This window comes from Massilia sp. 05N420 (assembly GCF_056397205.1).
Genome location: NZ_JBFTMX010000024.1, coordinates 12,245 through 27,599, shown reverse-complemented (window position 1 = coordinate 27,599; position 15,355 = coordinate 12,245). Strand labels below are relative to the sequence as shown.

The 15,355-nt window shown below is 65.9% G+C and carries 15 protein-coding genes; 8 read left to right on the top strand and 7 right to left on the bottom strand.

Annotation, left to right across the window (positions count from 1 at the left end; translation table 11 throughout):
• The first annotated feature begins 28 nt into the window (after positions 1 to 28).
• The gene (locus AC1DIX_RS16615; protein ID WP_477325803.1) at positions 29 to 922 is read left to right on the top strand and encodes a LysR family transcriptional regulator; all 894 of its coding nucleotides are present in this window, start codon (positions 29 to 31) and stop codon (positions 920 to 922) included.
• On the opposite strand, the gene AC1DIX_RS16610 is transcribed toward AC1DIX_RS16615, so the two are convergent.
• Positions 912 to 1,637 carry an amino acid ABC transporter ATP-binding protein gene (locus AC1DIX_RS16610; protein WP_442123973.1) on the bottom strand — a complete coding sequence of 242 codons (726 nt, stop codon included), beginning with the start codon at positions 1,635 to 1,637 and terminating at the stop codon, positions 912 to 914. The genes AC1DIX_RS16615 and AC1DIX_RS16610 overlap by 11 nt on opposite strands.
• Positions 1,638 to 1,793: 156 nt before the next feature.
• Here AC1DIX_RS16610 and AC1DIX_RS16605 point away from each other — a divergent pair, with 156 nt between their 5' ends.
• The 4 genes from AC1DIX_RS16605 (at position 1,794) to AC1DIX_RS16590 (ending at position 5,087) form a co-directional block, all read left to right on the top strand.
• The gene (locus AC1DIX_RS16605; RefSeq protein WP_442123974.1) at positions 1,794 to 3,065 is read left to right on the top strand and encodes a dicarboxylate/amino acid:cation symporter; all 1,272 of its coding nucleotides are present in this window, start codon (positions 1,794 to 1,796) and stop codon (positions 3,063 to 3,065) included.
• A 111-nt stretch (positions 3,066 to 3,176) separates the two neighbouring features.
• Positions 3,177 to 4,259, top strand: a complete 1,083-nt coding sequence (locus tag AC1DIX_RS16600; protein ID WP_442123975.1) for a type II asparaginase — start codon at positions 3,177 to 3,179, stop codon at positions 4,257 to 4,259.
• Positions 4,260 to 4,355: 96 nt separating this feature from the next.
• Positions 4,356 to 4,583, top strand: a complete 228-nt coding sequence (locus AC1DIX_RS16595; RefSeq protein ID WP_477325801.1) for a hypothetical protein — start codon at positions 4,356 to 4,358, stop codon at positions 4,581 to 4,583.
• A gap of 21 nt (positions 4,584 to 4,604) precedes the next feature.
• Entirely contained in the window at positions 4,605 to 5,087 is a 483-nt protein-coding gene (locus tag AC1DIX_RS16590) for a sensor histidine kinase (RefSeq protein WP_477325799.1), read from the top strand.
• A gap of 24 nt (positions 5,088 to 5,111) precedes the next feature.
• Here AC1DIX_RS16590 and AC1DIX_RS16585 read toward each other — a convergent pair whose 3' ends face one another.
• From AC1DIX_RS16585 to AC1DIX_RS16570, 4 genes are all read right to left on the bottom strand, one after another.
• Entirely contained in the window at positions 5,112 to 6,167 is a 1,056-nt protein-coding gene (locus tag AC1DIX_RS16585) for a porin (protein WP_442123976.1), read from the bottom strand.
• Positions 6,168 to 6,257: 90 nt separating this feature from the next.
• Positions 6,258 to 7,580, bottom strand: coding sequence for an MFS transporter (locus tag AC1DIX_RS16580; RefSeq protein WP_477325797.1), 1,323 nt, complete (start codon positions 7,578 to 7,580; stop codon positions 6,258 to 6,260).
• 65 nt (positions 7,581 to 7,645) lie between these two features.
• Positions 7,646 to 8,593 carry an NAD(P)-dependent oxidoreductase gene (locus tag AC1DIX_RS16575; protein WP_477325795.1) on the bottom strand — a complete coding sequence of 316 codons (948 nt, stop codon included), beginning with the start codon at positions 8,591 to 8,593 and terminating at the stop codon, positions 7,646 to 7,648.
• The gene (locus tag AC1DIX_RS16570) at positions 8,590 to 9,285 is read right to left on the bottom strand and encodes an RraA family protein (protein WP_442123979.1); all 696 of its coding nucleotides are present in this window, start codon (positions 9,283 to 9,285) and stop codon (positions 8,590 to 8,592) included. The genes AC1DIX_RS16575 and AC1DIX_RS16570 overlap by 4 nt, the downstream gene beginning before the upstream one ends.
• 204 nt (positions 9,286 to 9,489) lie before the next feature.
• Here AC1DIX_RS16570 and AC1DIX_RS16565 point away from each other — a divergent pair, with 204 nt between their 5' ends.
• Positions 9,490 to 10,383, top strand: a complete 894-nt coding sequence (locus AC1DIX_RS16565) for a LysR family transcriptional regulator (RefSeq protein WP_477325793.1) — start codon at positions 9,490 to 9,492, stop codon at positions 10,381 to 10,383.
• Positions 10,384 to 10,412: 29 nt separating this feature from the next.
• On the opposite strand, the gene AC1DIX_RS16560 is transcribed toward AC1DIX_RS16565, so the two are convergent.
• The gene (locus AC1DIX_RS16560; RefSeq protein ID WP_442123981.1) at positions 10,413 to 11,285 is read right to left on the bottom strand and encodes a Kdo hydroxylase KdoO; all 873 of its coding nucleotides are present in this window, start codon (positions 11,283 to 11,285) and stop codon (positions 10,413 to 10,415) included.
• An 11-nt stretch (positions 11,286 to 11,296) separates the two neighbouring features.
• Entirely contained in the window at positions 11,297 to 13,147 is a 1,851-nt protein-coding gene (locus AC1DIX_RS16555) for an ABCB family ABC transporter ATP-binding protein/permease (protein WP_477325791.1), read from the bottom strand.
• A 185-nt stretch (positions 13,148 to 13,332) separates the two neighbouring features.
• On the opposite strand from AC1DIX_RS16555, the gene AC1DIX_RS16550 reads away from it, so the two are divergent.
• Positions 13,333 to 13,767: an acyl-CoA thioesterase gene (locus tag AC1DIX_RS16550; RefSeq protein WP_442123983.1), complete on the top strand. Its 435-nt coding sequence runs from the start codon at positions 13,333 to 13,335 to the stop codon at positions 13,765 to 13,767.
• Positions 13,768 to 13,771: 4 nt separating this feature from the next.
• A complete protein-coding gene (locus AC1DIX_RS16545) occupies positions 13,772 to 15,352 on the top strand; it encodes an alkaline phosphatase D family protein (RefSeq protein ID WP_477325789.1) in 1,581 nt (526 codons plus the stop codon).
• Positions 15,353 to 15,355 lie beyond the last annotated feature (3 nt).

Here is a 15,355-nt window from a genome sequence, read left to right as displayed (position 1 = left end):
TATGATTAATCAGCATAACTGATAAGCAATGCTCCACACGACCCTCAGGCAGTTCGAAGTCTTCGTCGCCACCGCCCGCAAAGGCAGCGTGACCCAGGCCGCCGCCGCGATCGGCCTGACCCAGTCGGCGGCCAGCATGGCCCTGGCCGATTTCGAGCGCCAGCTCGGCACCCGGCTGTTCGACCGGGTCGGCAAGCGGCTCGTGCTGAACGGCGACGGCCGGGTGCTGTACCCGAAGGCGGTCGAGATGGTCGAGCGGGCGGCGGAGATGGAACAGCTGTTCCATGAAGGCGGGCGCGCGGTGAACCTGCGCCTGGGCGCCAGCTCCACCATCGGCAACTACCTGCTGCCGCGCCTGATCGGACAGTTCCAGACGGCGCGGCCGAGCAGCCAGCTGCGGCTGGACGTCGGCAATACCCAGCAGGTGCTGGATGCACTGCTGCGCTTCGAGATCGACGTCGGCTTCGTCGAAGGCCCCTGCCTGCACGCGGACATCGAATCCATCGCCTGGCGCCAAGACCAGCTGGCGGTGTGCGTGCGGCCGGACGATCCGCTGGCCCGGCCGGGCGGCGCCAGCATCGACACCTTGCGGCGTGCGCGCTGGATCCTGCGCGAGCGCGGCTCGGGCACGCGCGAGGTGGTCGAGCAGCTCTTGACCGGCCAGCTGGGCGAGATCGCGCTGGCGATGGAGCTGGGCGGCACCGAGGCGATCAAGCGGGCGGTGGAAAGCGGGATCGGGATCTCCTGCCTGTCCTCGACCACCCTGGCCGGCGAAGTAGAACGCGGCAGCCTGGCGCTGGTGGAGACGCCCTTCCTGCGCCTGGTGCGGCCGCTGCACATCGTGCTGCACCGGCAGAAGTACCGCACCGAGGGCATCGAGGCGCTGCTGGCGCTGTGCCGGCGCGCTCTAGTCAGTGAATGATCCGCGCGAGGAATTCGCGCGCCCGCTCCGACTTCGGCGCGTCGAAGAAATCGTCCTTGGCGCTTTCCTCGACGATGCGGCCGTGGTCCATGAACAGGATGCGGTCGGCCACCCGGCGCGCAAAACCCATCTCGTGGGTCACCACCATCATGGTCATGCCGTCCTGGGCCAGGCCCGTCATCACGTCCAGCACCTCGCCCACCATCTCCGGATCGAGGGCGGAGGTCGGCTCGTCGAACAGCATCGCCACCGGGTCCATCGCCAGCGCGCGCGCGATCGCCACGCGCTGCTGCTGGCCGCCCGAGAGCTGGCTGGGGAACTTGTCCTGGTGCGCCAGCAGGCCGACCCGCTCCAGGTATTTCAGGCCGTTGGCGGTCGCCTCCTCGCGCGAGCGCTTCAGCACCTTCATCTGGGCCAGGTTCAGGTTGTCGCGCACCGACAGGTGGGGGAACAGCTCGAAGTTCTGGAACACCATGCCGATCCGCGCGCGTAGCGCCGGCAGCCGGGTGGCCGGGTCGCCGACCGAGGTGCCGTCGACGTGGATGCTGCCCTGCTGGAAGGGCTCGAGGCCGTTGACGGTCTTGATCAGGGTCGATTTGCCGGAACCGGAGGGGCCGCACACCACCACCACGTCGCCCCGCGCCACCCGCGTGCTGCAATCGCTGAGCACCTGGAAGCTGCCATACCACTTGCTGACATTGTCTATTTCAATCATATAGTTGTGTGCCTTGGGCGTGCTTGACAGCACCATCGGCCCCTAGGATACTGCGGAACTTGCCAAGATTGTCAGTACCGCGCCAGAAAAGTCAGCGGAACAGGTCGGACGATCGCCCCTGTTTTCCGTCGCACCGCCATCACCGGAAGGAACCCTATGAATAATCGTAATCGCCTGACCACTTACATCCTCGTGGGGCTGGTGCTTGGCATCGCCGTCGGCTACTTCGCACACAATTACCTGGAAAGCGCTGCCGGCTTCGCCGACACGCTGTCGCTGGTAACCACCCTCTTCCTCCGCCTGATCAAGATGATCATCGCGCCGCTGGTGTTCTCGACCCTGGTGGTCGGCATCGCCAAGATGGGCGACGCCTCCGAGGTGGGCCGCATCGGCGTCAAGGCGCTGGGCTGGTTCATCATCGCCTCGATCCTCTCGCTGACCCTGGGCCTGATCCTGGTGAACCTGTTCCGTCCGGGCGACGCGATGGCCGCCGCCGGCCACCTGCCGGCCGTGACCGAATCCTCGGGCATCGCCGTGACCGGCCTGACGCTCAAGGAATTCATCACCCACCTGGTGCCGACCTCGATCGCCGACGGCATGGCCAAGAACGAGATCCTGCAGATCGTGATCTTCTCGATCTTCTTCGGCACCGGCGCCGCCGCCGTGGGCGCGCGCGCCACCCCGCTGATCGACGCCATCGACGGCGCCGCCCACGTGATGCTGAAGGTAACCGGCTACGTCATGAACTTCGCGCCGGTCGCGGTGTTCGCGGCGGTCGCCAGCGTGATCGCCAAGAGCGGCGTCGGCGTGCTGTCGACCTACGGCGTGTTCATGGGCGAGTTCTACCTCGGCATCGCGCTGCTGTGGATCGTGCTGATCGCGATCGGCATCCTGTTCGTCGGCCCGCGCATCCTGCAGCTGCTGCGCGAACTGCGCGAACCGACCATCCTGGCCTTCACCTGCGCCTCGTCGGAAGCCGCCTTCCCGAAAACCCTGGAAGGCCTGGAGCGCTTCGGCGTGAAGAACCGCCTGGCCGCCTTCGTGCTGCCGATCGGCTACTCGTTCAATCTCGATGGTTCGATGATGTACTGCACCTTCGCCACCATCTTCATCGCCCAGGCCTACGGCATCGAAGTGCCGCTGTCGACCCAGCTGACCATGATGCTGGTGCTGATGCTGACCTCGAAGGGCATGGCCGGCGTGCCGCGCGCTTCGCTGGTGGTGATCGCCGCGACCCTGAACCAGTTCCACATTCCGGAAGCCGGCCTGCTGCTCCTGCTGGGCATCGACCACTTCCTGGACATGGCGCGCTCGGCCACCAACGTGATCGGCAACGGCATCGCCACCGCCGTGGTCGCGAAGTGGGAAGGCGAGCTGAGCGACCCGAAGGCGGCCGGCACGGATATTGCGACGTCGCCGCTGCGCTGATTTTCATCCGTCGCCCCCGCGCAGGCGGGGGCCCAAGTTTGCATGCGTCTTGTTAGCTCACGCAGAACTTGGGCCCCGCCTGCGCGGGGGCGACGCTTTTCTGGAGACCATATGACTTACCTGAAATCCGCGCGCACGCTGTTCGCGCTCTTCCTCTGCCTGTTCGCCCTCGCCGCCCAGGCCCAGACCGCCGCCCCGGCCAAACTGCCGAACGTGGTCATCCTCGCCACCGGCGGCACCATCGCCGGCACCGGCGCCACCAGCACCACCACGGTCGGCTATACCGCCGCCACGGTCGGCGTCGACGCCCTGATCAAGGCGGTGCCGGAACTGCAGAAGGTCGCCCACGTGAGCGGCGAGCAGGTGTTCCAGATCGCCAGCGAGAACATGGGCAACGAGCAGTGGCTGATCCTGGCCAAGCGCGTCAACGCCCTGCTGGCCCAGCCGAACGTGGACGGCATCGTGATCACCCACGGCACCGACACCATCGAGGAAACCGCCTACTTCCTGGACTTGGTCGTCAAAAGCAGGAAGCCCGTCGTGGTGGTCGGCGCGATGCGTCCCTCGACCGCGATCTCGGCCGACGGCCCGATCAACCTGTACAACGCCGTGCTGACCGCCGGCAGCCAGGAAGCGGTGGGCAAAGGCGTGCTGGTGGTGATGAACGACCAGATCAACGCCGCGCGCGAAGTCACCAAGACCAACACCGTCACCACCGACACCTTCAAGTCGCCGGAGCTGGGCATGCTGGGCTATGTGGTCGGCAACCAGCCGCACTTCTACCGCGCCTCGACCCGCAAGCACACCGTCGACACCGAGTTCGACGTGTCGAACCTGACGTCGCTGCCGGCCGTGGAGATCGCCTACAGCTACGCCAACGTCGGTCCGACCGCGGTCAACGCCTTCGTCGCCGCCGGCGCCAGGGGCCTGGTCCACGCCGGCGTGGGCGACGGCAGCCTGCCGAACAAGGTGCGCCCGGCCCTCTCCGCCGCGCGCGAAAAGGGCGTGGTCGTCGTGCGTTCGAGCCGCGTCGGCCAGGGCATCGTGGCGCGCAACGGCGAAGCCAACGACGACCAGCTCGACTTCGTCGTCTCGGACACGCTGAATCCGCAGAAGGCGCGCATCCTCTTGATGCTGGCGCTGACCAAAACGAACAGCACCAGAGAAATCCAGCGCATGTTCTACACCTATTGATCCTGGCGCCCGCCAGCGACGACAAGCCGCCTTCGGGCGGCTTTTTTGTTGTATCGGGGCCATATTTCGCAATATTGCCTTGCGGAAAAATCAAGAATGCGTTCCGTATTTATCGTTCGCCGCGATAATGGAATCGTGCTTTCATCGTCCGCCGAATCCGCCATGGCCATGCGGTTTGAAGAAGTCGAATCCTTCGCGTGCAGCCCGCCGCCGGCGCCCGAGGCAATCAACCGCGATGCGGATCTCGCGTACCTGCAGGAAGACATCGGCGACCTGGTGAACGAGTCGCTGGATGGGCTCAAGCGGGTCCGGGACATCGTGTAGTCGCTCAAGGACTTTTCGCACATGGGCGAAACCGACTGGCATTTCGCCGACCTGCACACCGGCCTCGAGACGACCCTGACCATCGTCGCCAACGAGATCAAGTACAAGGCCACGGCCGAGCGGCGCTACGGCAAGCTGCCCGAAGTGAAGTGCCTGGCTTCGCAACTGAACCAGGTGTTCATGAACCTGCTCGTCGACGCCGCCCAGGCGATTCGCGAGCGCGGCGTGATCACCATCGCCACCGGGGTCGACGGCGACTGGGTGTGGGTGGCGATCAGCGACACCGGTTGCGGCATCCCGGCGCAGAACATGAACCGCATCTTCGAACCCTTCTTCACCACCAAGCCGGTCGGCAGCGGCACGGGACTGGGCTTGTCGCTGTCCTACAGCGTCATCAACAAGCACGGCGGACGCATCGAGGTCGCATCGACGCCCGAGGCCRGGACGACTTTCACCATCCGGCTGCCGATCACGCCGCCGGCCTCCCTACGGCCGGCGGCCTGAAGCCTGGACGGTCTCTCCCGGACCTCAGAACATCTTCATCACGCCCAGCTGCACCGCGCGCTGGGAGGTCTGCTTGGTCGACGGGACCAGGGCGTCGTCATAGCGGTTGAAGTCGACCTCCGCATACAGGTTGGTCAGCTTCGAAAAGTGGTACGCAGCGCCCACCAGGGTCAGGTCGCGCCGGCCGCCGCCCGTGCGGCTGTCGTAGTCCGAGCGATAGAAGGCGGCGGTGACTTCCACCGGCTGGTTGACCTGGTAGTTGACGCCGCCGAAGCGCGTCTCCAACTGGTAGCTGCCCGCGCTCGCGGTCTCCTGGCGTTCGCGCGACAGGCCGGCCTTGACGGTGAAGGCATGGACCTTGACGCCGCCGCCCACCACGAAGGCGTGATTGTCGAAGCCGGTGGTGGTCTGCTTGTCCGTCCAGGCACCCGCCGCCAGCAGCATTCCCTTGGCGTAGCTGAAGCCCACTGCCTTCGCCGTCCCCTTCCCGGCATCTCCCGCGACTTCGCCCGGCGCGTATTCGGCGCGCAGGGTCAGGCCGTCGAAGCTGCCGGTGTACTGGATGTCGTTGTTGAAGCGCGTGCCGGACGACGACGATGCGCTCAGGCCGGCCGTTTTCGCCGCCGCCGGCAAGCTGGTACCGGCGCCCGAGGACAACGGCACGATGGGCGTGTAGTGGTGATCGAAGGGGTCGAGGAATTTCTCGGTCCGGAAGCCGATCGTGTACTGGCGGCCGATGTCGATCGAACCCCAGCTGCCGCCCAGCCCGACCGCGGCGGTACGGTTGAACAGGACGTTGTTGGTGTTGTCCAGGGCGCCGGTCTTGCTGTTGAAGCCGCTCTCCAGCTGGAAGTGCGCGTTCAGCCCATTGCCGAGCTGCTCCACGCCGCGAAAGCCCAGCCGGTTCGAGTAGTAATTGCCGGAGCTCGTGGTCCACATGCCGTGGCCTTCGGCGTCGACATTGGTCTGGTAGCGCAATCCGGCATCGACGGAGCCGTAGACGGTCACGCTGGCCTGGGCGAATGCGGCGGCCGGGAACAGGGCCGCGAGGGCCAGCATCAGGGTAGCTTGGGTTTTCATTGTCTCGTTATTGATGGATTTATGGTGGCCGAGGGCGTGGGCTGCCCTCGGCGGTTGCCGATGAAAAACTACAGGGAGGTGATGCGGGATTTAAGCGGTTGCCTTGGCCGCCGCCTTGCGCGCCGCCTGGCTGGCGTCACTGCTGAGCGACAGGAGGATGAGGACGCTGGCCACGGCCAGGCCGGCAATCGGCATCAGGGCCAGCGCATAGCTGCCGGTTTCTTCCTTGATCCAGCCGTAGACGTTGACCATGAGGCCGCCGCCGATCAGGTTGGAAGTGGCGTTGATGGCGGCCAGGCCGGCTGCCGCCGCCGAGGGCGCGATCCAGGTCGAGCTCAGCGCCCAGAACGGTCCCTTGAAGGAATAGGCGCCGACCAGCACGCAGGACAGCAGGACCACGGTCGGGATCAGCGCGCTGGTGGCCGAGGTGAACAGCATGCCGCCGGCGACCAGCAGCAGCGGAATGGCGGTGTGCCAGCGGCGTTCGCCCTTCTTGTCCGAATGGCGGCCCCACAGGATCATCAGCACCGAGGCGATCACGTACGGTATCGAATTGACCAGGCCCGTCTGCATGACGGTCAGGCCGAAGGATTTCAACAGCTGCGGTTGCCACACGTTGAGGACGCTGCCTGCAGCCGAGGCGGCCGAGCAGACCAGCGCCATGCCCAGCACTTCCTTGGTACGGAACAGCTTCCAGACCGACACACGGGCCGCGGTCTTCTTCTCGCTGCGTTCCTTCTCGATGCGCGTGGAGAGCCAGTTGCGCTGCTCGTCGCTGAGCCACTTCGCCTGCTCGGGGCGATCGGTCAGGAAGAACAGGCAGACGATGCCCAGCAGGACGGTGGGCAGGCCTTCGAGAATGAACAGCCAGTGCCAGCCGCGCATGCCGAACATCCCGTCGGTCTGGAGCAGCAGGGCCGAGATCGGCGAACCGATGAAGCTGCCCATCGGTACCGCCACCATGAAGGTGGCGACGATGCGCGCACGGTAGGCGGCCGGGAACCAGTAGGTCAGGTACAGCACGACGCCGGGGAAGAAGCCGGCTTCGGCCGCGCCGAGCAGGAAACGCATGAAGAACAGCGAGTTCTGGCCCTGCACGAAGGCGGTGCAGGCCGACACCAGGCCCCAGGTGATCATGATCCGCGCGATCCACTTGCGGGCGCCGTACTTCTGCAGCGCCAGGTTGCTCGGCACTTCGAAGAAGAAGTAGGCGATGAAGAACAGGCTGCCGGCAAAGCCGAACACTTTCTTGGTGAGGCCGAGGTCGCCGTTCATCTGCAGGGCTGCCATGCCGATGTTGCCGCGGTCGATCAGGGCCATCAGGTAGCAAACGATCAGGAAGGGAATGATGCGCCAAGTTACCTTGCGCATCGTTTCCGCCTCGAGGCGGGGGTTGTTGTCGATGTCGTTCATGTCGTCTCCCATACTGTAAGGGTTAAAGCGCGTCTTGGGTGCGCGCCTGTGGTTTTTGTGTGACGTCAGGCTTGCTGTTCCAGAACCGCCAGCACGTTGGCCGCCGCCGCCGTGCCCATGCCGACGTAGGCATCGCCGGTCACGCCGCCGATGTGTGGCGACAGGATGGCGTTCGGAATCCCGGTGAACGGGTGGCCGGGGGTGAAGGGTTCGACCTGGAAGCTGTCCAGCCCAGCGGCACGCAGGGCGCCGCTGCGCAGGGCATCGGCCAGCGCCGCTTCGTCGATCAGGCCGCCGCGCGCGGTGTTGACGACGATGGCGCCGGGACGCATGGTGGCCAGCGTTTGCGCGTTCAGCATGTTGGCGTTGTCCTTGGTGAGCGGGCAATGCAGGGACAGCACGTCCGACTGCGCGATCACGTCCGCCAGCGGCAACAGGCTGACGCCATCCGGCGCCGTTTGCGCGAACGGGTCGTGCGCGATCACCTGCATGCCCAGTGCGCTGCCGACGGTGGCGACGCGCGCGCCGATCGCGCCCAGGCCCACCAGGCCGAGCGTGCGGCCTTTCAGCTCCAGGCTCTTGTGGGTGGCCTTGTCCCAGTGGCCCTCATGCATGCGGCGATCGAGCGCCGGCACGTCCTTGGCGCAGGCGAAGATCAGCGCCCAGGCATGTTCGGCCACGGCGGCCGCGTTGGCGCCGACCGCCGCCTTGACGGCGATGCCTCGCTTTGCCGCCGCTTCCTTGTCGATGGTGTCGGTGCCGGAACCGTGCTTGGAAATCACGCGCAGGCGGGTGCAGGCCTCGATCACGCGCTCGGTGATGCGGCCGTAGCGCACGATGATCGCGACCGGCTGGTGCTGGCGGCACAGGGCGACCAGCTCGTCCTCGGTCGGCGTCTTGCCGGCGTAGACCAGGTCGTAGGTCGACAGCAGCGCGACCGCCTTGCCGGCCAGGTCGGCGCCGGTCACCAGGATCACGTCGCGCTTGGCTTGTTCCTCGAGGACGGCGCTCACAGCGTTTCTCCTTCGGCCAGCACGCCGGCCTTGCGCAGGGCGGCGTCGAGCCAGGCCGGACGCAGCTGGGCGCCGCTGCGGATGCCTTCGATGCGCGCGGTTTCATCGGCCAGCTTCTGCCTGGCCGCGTCCAGTACGGCCGGCACCTTGACCGGCTCGACGATGACGATGCCGTCGGCATCGCCCACCACCAGGTCGCCCGGGCGCACCGTCACGCCGCCCACGGAAATCGGCCAGTTGATCCGGCCCGGCACCTGCTTGGTCGGCCCGTTCGGGTTGGCGCCGGTGGCATACATCGGGAAGCCCAGCGCGCGGATCGCCTCGGTATCGCGCACGGCGCCGTAGACGACGATGCCGGCGATGCCGATCGCCATGCACTGGCTGACCATGATCTCGCCCATCAGGGCGCTGGTATCGTCGCCCTTGCCGTCGATGACCAGCACGTCGCCCGGCTTGGCGATCGCCATCGCCGCGTGGATCATCAGGTTGTCGCCGGGGCGCACTTCGACCGTCAGCGCCGGGCCGGCCAGGCGCATGCTCGGCGCCAGCGGCGCGATGCGGCTGCTCAGGGCGCCGCGGCGGCCGGCGACGTCGGCCAGGATGGAAGACGGGTACTGGGCGGCGCGCGCGACCAGTTCCGGGTCGATGCGCTCGATGTTGCGGATGACGTCGGGTGGGGTGGTATGGCTCATGGTGGGTCCTCGTCGTAGGTAGGAGGCAGCCACGAGGAGGGACGGGCGCAGGACGGCACGCGAGATGCGGGATGCCATGGATGTCTCCTCCGATGCGGCTGCTTTTTTGTCAGGCAGATTCTTGTATGAGCCGAGTATAGGAAGCACGATCTATAATGTATATTCACTTATTTTTCGAATTCTTAAACTTTCGGGAATATATCGATGGACTTCCGCGACCTGAAATACTTCGAAGTGATCGCCGAGGAAGGCAACCTGGGGCGGGCCGCCGAGCGCCTGCACCGGACCCAGCCTGCGCTGACCAAATGCATCGACCGCCTGGAAGAAGACCTGGGCGCGAAACTGTTCGAAAAGGATGGGCGCGGCATGCGGCTGACCGTCGCCGGCGAGGTCCTGGTGCGGCGCACGCGGCAGATGGCGATCATGGTGGAGGAGACGGCGCGCGAGATGCAGGATTACGCCGGTGGTTTGCAGGGGAATGTGCGCATCGGCTGCGTGCCGACGCTGGCCGAACATCTGATGCCTGCCGTGTTCCAGCAATTACTGGCCGAAGCACCCGGCATTACCGTGAACCTGGCGGTAGCGATGAATGCCAACCTGATGGCCAGCCTGCAGGAGGGTGAGCTGGATCTGGTGCTGAGCCCGATCACGGAGACCGAGCGGGATATCGTGTGGGAGYAGATTGCGGAAGACACGGTAGTCGTGATGGCGAACGAGCACCACCCGGTATTCGATTCGCCCTGCACGCTCGCGGGCCTGCTCGACTACAAATGGATGCTGCCGGCGGCAACGGTCGCCTCGCGCCAATGGCTGAACCAGACATTCGAGCGGCATGGTCTTCCGCGTCCGCAGGTACAGATCGAATCGAACGTGCTGAATGCGATCCTGCCTATCCTCGAGAAGACGCCGTTACTGGGTTTCGTCACCCGCTTCAATCTCGTCTCGGGCAAGGCCCGTGTGCGCGAGGTGATACTGGCCGACACCCAGATGCAGCGCCGCCTCGGCCTGGCCTACCGGCGGAACGGTTATCTGTCGCCGGTGGCGGCGCGCGTCGCGGAGATCCTCCGCGCGCAAGGGAACGCGTTGTTGTCGGTCTGAGGGCACACCGAGCCCACGCAAACGTCGAATCACACGAGGGCGTGCCCCTGCAGCCGCGTCAGAATGGCCAGCGGGCTCGATTCCTTGTCGTACTGCTGCATCGGCGACAGCAGCAAGGTGTGCTCCAGCATGTACTGGCCCGACATCACCGAGTGCGAGGCCTGGTCCGAGAAGCACACCCAGGCGCAGCCGGGCGGGAAGCCGAAGGTGACCTGCGGCGCGTTCTTCTGGTAGTCGAGGTCGGCCTTCATGGAGTCGTGCAGCTGCAGCATCAGGTGGTCGTATTCGCTGCGCAGCGACTTGGTCACGTGCAGCGCGGCCAAGGCCTTGGCCTGCCAGGGCACGTACTTCTTCACGCGCGGCAGGAAGCGTTTCGCCACATCCTCGAACGGTTCGCCCACGCGCCACACGCGCGGCACGCCTTCCAGGTTCACGTTGGTGAATACGCGCAGCAGGCGTTCGCCGCGGTTCGGACGCGAGGGAAAGGCGTCGACGTGCAGGCGGCGGTCGTCGGCGCGCCAGGACTGGACCCGGGTCTCGACCTTCGACGGACGGAAGCTGACCGAGCCGCGGCGCAGGTGCTCGCCGTAGCGCGGCACCAGGTTGCCCAGCAGGCCCTCGGCCTGGGCGCGAAAGCGGCCGATCATGCCGGCGGCCAGCGCCTGCGTGGCGTCGTCGCCGATCACGCCTTTCAGCCGGCCAGCAGGGTCGAGGCTGATGTTGCGGATCTTGGGGTCGCGGATGTCTTCGCGAAACAGCGCCAGCTCTTCCTTCTGGGGCGCGAAACCGTGCTCGCCGAAGTTCGGGAAGTACAGCACCTTCCCCGCTTCCAGCGCGGCGATCCAGGCCGGATTGCCGTGGCCGACCTCCTTCATGTCGATCTCGACGATCTGGTTTTCCATGTTTGTCTTTCTTAATCCTGTTCGAGGGCCAAAGGAGGCGAGGCCAGGTCTTCGTCCTGCCTTGCCAGCTGCCGGTCCCACATCTGTTTATACAAGCCGTTCTGCGCGATCAGCTGTCCGTGCGTGCCGCGTTCGACGATGCGGCCGTGGTCGAGCACCAGGATCTGGTGCGCGTCGGCGATGGTCGACAGGCGGTGCGCGATCACCAGCGTGGTGCGCTGCTTCGCGATTTCCTTCAGCTGCGCCTGGATCGCCTGCTCCGCGCGGGAGTCCAGCGCCGACGTCGCTTCGTCGAAGATCAGGATCGCCGGATTCTTCAGCAGCGTACGCGCGATCGCGACCCGCTGCTTCTCGCCGCCGGACAGCTTCAGGCCGCGCTCACCCACCATTGTCGCATAGCCGTCGGGCAGGCTTTCGATGAAGTCGTGGATGGAGGCTGCGCGCGCCGCCGCCACGATGTCCTCGCGGCTGGCGCCGGGACGGCCGTAGGCGATGTTGTATTCGATGGTGTCGTTGAACAGCACCGTATCCTGGGGCACGATGCCGATCGCGTGACGCAGCGAATCCTGGGTCACCTTGCGGATGTCCTGGCCGTCGATGCTGATCGCGCCCTGCTGCACGTCGTAGAAGCGGAACAGCAGGCGCGACAGGGTCGACTTGCCCGAGCCGCTGTGGCCAATTACGGCGGTGGTGGTGCCGGCCGGGATCGTGAAGTCGACGTCGAACAGGATCTGGCGCTTGGGGTCGTAGCTGAATTCGACGTGCGAGAACGCGACCTGGGCGCCGCGCGTGGCCAGCGGTTTCGCATCCGGCGAATCGGCCACTTCGCGGTTCTGCTCCAGCAGGCCGAACAGGCGCTCCATGTCGGCCAGGCTCTGCTTGATCTCGCGGTAGATCACGCCCAGGAAGTTAAGCGGAATGTAGAGCTGCAGCATGAAGGAGTTCACCAGCACCAGGTCGCCCAGGGTCATGGTCTTGTCGATCACGCCGGCGGTAGCGCGCCACAGGATGGCGGTGACGGCGGCGGCGATGATCAGCGACTGGCCCGAGTTCAGGAAGGACAGCGAGGTCTGCGAACGCACGGCGGCGCGCTCGTAGTCCTGCAGTCCTGCGTCGTAGCGCTTGGCTTCGTAATCCTCGTTGCCGAAGTACTTGACGGTCTCGTAGTTGATCAGCGAGTCGATGGCCTTGGTGTTGGCCTTCGAATCGAGCTCGTTCATCGTGCGCCTGAAGTGGGTGCGCCATTCGGTGACGACGATGGTGAAGGTGATGTAGGTGACCAGCGCCGCCCCGGTGATGATCGAGAACCACTTGTCGTAGCGCGCCCCGAGGTAGCCCAGCACAAGCGTGATCTCGACCAGGGTCGGCAAAATCGAAAACAAGGAATACGACACGAGCGAGCTGACGCCGCGCGTGCCGCGTTCGATATCGCGCGTCATGCCGCCGGTCTGGCGGTTCAGGTGGAAGCGCAGCGACAGCGCGTGCAGGTGGCGAAACACCTTCAGTGCGATGGTGCGCACCGCGCGCTGGGTCACGCGCGCGAACAGAAATTCGCGCAGCTCGGTGAACAGCGTGGTCGAGAAGCGCAGCGCGCCATACGCGAACAGGGCGCCGAGCGGCAGCACCAGCAGCGCGTAAGGATGGGTGGGCGAGATGCTGAGGCTGTCGACGATATTCTTGAGCACCAGCGGCACGCCGATATTCGCCACCTTGGCGCCGATCAGGCAGACCAGTGCGGCCATCACGCGCCATTTGTAGACCCACAGATAGGGCATCAAGGTGCCGATCACGGCCCAGTCGTTGCGGCGGGCAGCCGGGTCGGCGGGCGATGGAAGGGAGGAGCTTGCGGGAGTGCGTCGCATGACAGAGATTCTTTATTTATGGTTCAATCTGGGACGATTGTAGCGTTTGGGAGCTCGAAAACCTGCTACACGTTGCATTTTCGGTCTGCGATGCTCGCTGTACTCAAGTACAGCTGCGCTTCTCAACCGAAACTGCGGCCGCTCGCGACGGTTTTCGAGTCCCAACTTTTTACCGAGATTTCAAGATGACCCAGCCAGAAAACCAGACACTTTCCACCACCCGCCTGCCTGAAGGAAAGATGCCAGTGCTGCGGATGATGCCGGCGCCGTCCGACGCCAATGTGTACGGAGACGTGTTCGGCGGCTGGATCATGGCACAGGTCGACGTCGCCGGCTCGCTGCCGGCCGTGCGCCGCGCGAACGGCCGCGTGGCCACCATCGCCGTCAACTCCTTCCTGTTCAAGAATCCGGTCTTCGTCGGCGACCTGCTGTCCTTCTACGCCGACATCGTCAAGGTCGGCAATACCTCGATCACGGTCTACGTCGAAGTCTACGCCGAACGTAACCGCCTGCAGACCAATGTCGTGAAAGTCACCGAGGCCACCCTCACCTATGTCGCCACCGGCCCGGACCGCAAGCCGCGCCAGTTGCCGCCGCTCGAATCCCTGATCGCCGAGTAAGCCCTTGACGCCGTCGCGCCGCCTGTTCCTGCTGGATGCGGCGCGCCTGGCCGCGGCCTTCACCGCCGCTGGTCCTTCGGTACTGCACGCGGCGCCATCGAACGCAGCCGGCTATCCGTTCAGCTTGGGCGTCGCTTCCGGTTCGCCGCTGCCCGATTCCGTGATCCTCTGGACCCGCATCCTGCCCGATCCGCTGGATGCGAATTCGGCGCCCAGGCTGGCGATGCCGCTGCGCTGGGAAGTCGCGCAGGACGAAGGCTTCCGCAGGATCGCGGCCAAGGGCAGCGTCATCGCCACGCCGGAGCTGGCGCACAGCGTGCGCGTGAACGTGACGGCCCTGGAGCCTGGCCGCTGGTACTGGTACCGCTTCCTGTTCGGCGACGCCGTCAGCCCGGTCGGCCGCACCCGCACCGCCCCAAGCGCCGGCAGCATGCCCGACATGCTGAAGCTGGCGGTGGCCTCCTGCCAGCACTGGGAATTCGGCAGTTATGCGGCGCACCGCTACATCGCCGAGGCCCAGCCCGACCTGGTCGCCTTCCTTGGCGACTACATCTACGAATGGGGCCCTTTCCAGCGCCAGCATCCGCAACGCGCGGTGCGCCAGAACGAATCCTTCGACCTGGCCAGCTACCGCCAGCGCTATGCCCAGTACAAGAGCGACCCGGACCTGCAGGCGGCCCACCTGGCGGCCCCCTGGATCGTGACCTGGGACGACCACGAAGTCGCCAACGACTACGCCGCCGACCGCGACGAGCGGCTCTCGAGCGATTTCGCGGCGCGCCGCGCGGCGGCCTACCAGGCCTTCTACGAGCACATGCCGCTGCGCCTGCCGCCGCCTCGCAGCTTTGCGAATGTGCGTATGTATCAGCGCTACGACTGGGGGCGCCTCGCGCGCTTCCACGTGCTGGACGACCGCCAGTACCGCGCCTACGAAGCCTGCCCGAAGCCGGGCCGGGGCGGCTCGAATTCCGTGAGCCCGCGCGCCTGCCCTGCCCTGCTGGATCCGTCGCGCAGCATGCTGGGCAGGGAACAGGAAGCCTGGCTGCAGGACGGCCTGCAAAGCTCGAGGGCGCGCTGGAACATCCTGGCCCAGCAGACCCTGATGGCGCAATCGACCCAGGTGCCGATCGTCGGCGCCGACGGCGGGCGCTTCTGGACCGATGGCTGGGACGGTTATCCGGTCGCACGCCGGCTGCTGCTGGACACCCTGGCGGCTTCACAAGCCGCCAATCCCCTGGTGCTGGGCGGCGACGTCCACACCTTCTACGCCACCGAACTGCGTGCGGATTTCAAGCGCCCGGCATCGAAGGACAATCCGGTGATCGCCACCGAGTTCGTCGGCACCTCGGTCACCTCGAGCTCGCGCCCGCAGCAGCGCACCGCGGAATACGTCGAAATGAACCCCCACATCAAGTTCGGGCGCAGCGACAGGCGCGGCTACATGCTGCTGGAGGTAACGCCCAGCGAGACGCGGTCGCGCTTCATGGGGCTGGATGAGGTGCGGGATCCGAAGACCGCGCAGCGGGAGCTGGCGGCTTTCAGGGTGGTGGATGGGAAGGCTGGGGTGGAGGTGGTGAACGGCTAGCCG

What these genes read in the sequence shown, in the direction of transcription:
- AC1DIX_RS16615 (WP_477325803.1), top strand. Translation starts at nt 29, where the DNA reads ATGCTCCACACGACCCTCAGGCAGTTCGAAGTCTTCGTCGCCACCGCC.
- AC1DIX_RS16610 (WP_442123973.1), bottom strand. Translation starts at nt 1,637, where the DNA reads ATGATTGAAATAGACAATGTCAGCAAGTGGTATGGCAGCTTCCAGGTG.
- AC1DIX_RS16585 (WP_442123976.1), bottom strand. Translation starts at nt 6,167, where the DNA reads ATGAAAACCCAAGCTACCCTGATGCTGGCCCTCGCGGCCCTGTTCCCG.
- AC1DIX_RS16570 (WP_442123979.1), bottom strand. Translation starts at nt 9,285, where the DNA reads ATGAGCCATACCACCCCACCCGACGTCATCCGCAACATCGAGCGCATC.
- AC1DIX_RS16550 (WP_442123983.1), top strand. Translation starts at nt 13,333, where the DNA reads ATGACCCAGCCAGAAAACCAGACACTTTCCACCACCCGCCTGCCTGAA.
- AC1DIX_RS16595 (WP_477325801.1), top strand. Translation starts at nt 4,356, where the DNA reads ATGCGTTCCGTATTTATCGTTCGCCGCGATAATGGAATCGTGCTTTCA.
- AC1DIX_RS16600 (WP_442123975.1), top strand. Translation starts at nt 3,177, where the DNA reads ATGACTTACCTGAAATCCGCGCGCACGCTGTTCGCGCTCTTCCTCTGC.
- AC1DIX_RS16555 (WP_477325791.1), bottom strand. Translation starts at nt 13,147, where the DNA reads ATGCGACGCACTCCCGCAAGCTCCTCCCTTCCATCGCCCGCCGACCCG.
- AC1DIX_RS16560 (WP_442123981.1), bottom strand. Translation starts at nt 11,285, where the DNA reads ATGGAAAACCAGATCGTCGAGATCGACATGAAGGAGGTCGGCCACGGC.
- AC1DIX_RS16605 (WP_442123974.1), top strand. Translation starts at nt 1,794, where the DNA reads ATGAATAATCGTAATCGCCTGACCACTTACATCCTCGTGGGGCTGGTG.
- AC1DIX_RS16580 (WP_477325797.1), bottom strand. Translation starts at nt 7,580, where the DNA reads ATGAACGACATCGACAACAACCCCCGCCTCGAGGCGGAAACGATGCGC.